The following is a 1,824-nucleotide window of genomic DNA, read 5'->3' on the forward strand; positions in this document are numbered from 1 at the left end:
GTTCTTGCCTCGAGTGAACCAAGGTTCAACGACAAGAGTGAAGAGTTGATGCGTCAAGCTGTGCTTGAACACACAGTCGAAGAAGACATCGAATTACTGCTCAACGATGTAGATGCTGAACCAGAGACGCAAGCACTGTCGGTTTCGGGTGATTACGGTACCTTCAGTATCGACGGCGTTATGTTTAATGACGTAAGTCTCCTTCAGCAGTCGCCGTGGGCGGATGAGGATACTAATGTCGTCATTTAATCGACATTTCCGGTATGCGGTTATACTTGGCTTGAGCTGTTGCTCAAGTCAAGCTTTTGCCACATCTTTTGATCCGGCAGAAAGTCCGTCAATCTCACAAATGGTGCATTATGGCTTAACCTTGAATCCTCGTGTTCGCTCCGCGGTGGCTGAGATCCAGCAAGCTGAAAAAACCATAGACGTTAACGAGGGCCGCTTTTGGCCTTCACTTGACCTTACCGCAGGGCCTGCGGATGGCATCAGCGGCGCCTTTGCTTACAATATCACCCTGAGCTACACCTTATACGATTGGGGGGCATTGGACAGCGAACTGGAAGGCATGAACGCCGAGGCGCGTAAAGCGTTACATAAATTACGCCAAGTACGTGCAGAAGTCGGCATCGAAATCATCGAAGCTTACCTCGATATTATGCTTGCTCAGCAACGACAAGCGATTATTCAAGAACACCAGCGACGTATTGCTCGTGTTGAGCGCATGGCTGAAATTCGCGCTGCAGGAGGTTATAGCGACCGCGCCGAATTAAATCGAGTGCTTCAAGCGCGCTATTATAATGAACAACAAAGGCAAATGACCGACGGTGACCAGCAGCAAGCGCGCTTGCGTTTACGCATGTTGATGCAACGCCCGGTTACGGCCCTGCCACCATTGCCTGCCAATTACACCCAGCTACAAAACCTGTTGCCGAGTACCCAACAACAAACACAATTGATCCCGCGCTCACCGCAATATATGCAGGCACAAGAAGAAGTTCATATTGCCCACAGTCAAGCTGAGCGCGTCAAAGCTGCGCAACTGCCTCGTGTGGTCTTAGAAGCCTCATCGCAACGCCGTGATATCGGTGGTGAATTAACTCGTGACTCTGCGGTCGCGGTGCGTTTTAAAGCGAGCTTCAATCAAGGTTTAGCCAGCTTCGATATGGATGACATTGAGCGTCTGCGCGCTGAAGCCGCACAGTGGGATCTGCAATTTACACAACTCGATATTGAACGTAATTTGAATATGCAACGTGAATCACTGCGCAACTTAAGTCAACAACGACAATCACTTGAACAACAAGTAAATGCGGCAACCGCACTGCTGAGCGCCTACCAAGATCAATTCCGCGCAGGCCTCACCACGGTAGAGGAAATTTTAACGACAGAGCGCGAACGCTTTGAATTGCTCAGCCAACATCTGAACGTATCCATTGAGCTATTGCGTATTCCCTACCGGATGAGCTCAGAACTTGGCATTCTAGAATCTGTCCTTGCCGCGCAGAGCAATGAGGCGCATAACCTATGACGCACTTCAATCCAGTGACGCCACCCACAGTTGATCCCTTGCAACTTGCATTAACAACCTATTGTCAGTTGCTGGGTAAACCGACACGCGAAGAGGTCATTGGCGAAGGCCTGCCTTTGAAAAACGGCCGTTTAACTATCGAGTTAATTCCACGCGCCTTGGATAATCAGGGCATTAATGCCGTTCTGGTGGAGAAATCACTCCAGCAATTGCAAGACTACCATTTACCTGCCTTATTGCTTACCCGGCATAACTCTGGGTTGGTGTTAATCAGTAAAGATGAAGAGCACTGG

At 49.5% G+C, this 1,824-nt stretch carries 2 protein-coding genes and 1 pseudogene; all 3 read left to right on the forward strand.

Annotated elements, in window-relative coordinates; genetic code table 11:
• Positions 1–249 (forward strand): hypothetical protein (locus C2M17_RS07965; protein WP_233997943.1); only part of this gene is annotated, 249 nt, incomplete at its 5' end.
• Between the two features lie 100 nt (positions 250–349).
• The gene (locus C2M17_RS07970; RefSeq protein ID WP_267894413.1) at positions 350–1,531 is read left to right on the forward strand and encodes a TolC family protein; all 1,182 of its coding nucleotides are present in this window, start codon (positions 350–352) and stop codon (positions 1,529–1,531) included.
• Positions 1,528–1,824: pseudogene (locus tag C2M17_RS07975) on the forward strand (hypothetical protein); the annotation flags it as partial. The gene C2M17_RS07970 and the pseudogene C2M17_RS07975, both read left to right, overlap by 4 nt.

It is taken from the genome of Pseudoalteromonas sp. T1lg10 (genome assembly GCF_002964545.1).
GTDB lineage: Bacteria > Pseudomonadota > Gammaproteobacteria > Enterobacterales > Alteromonadaceae > Pseudoalteromonas.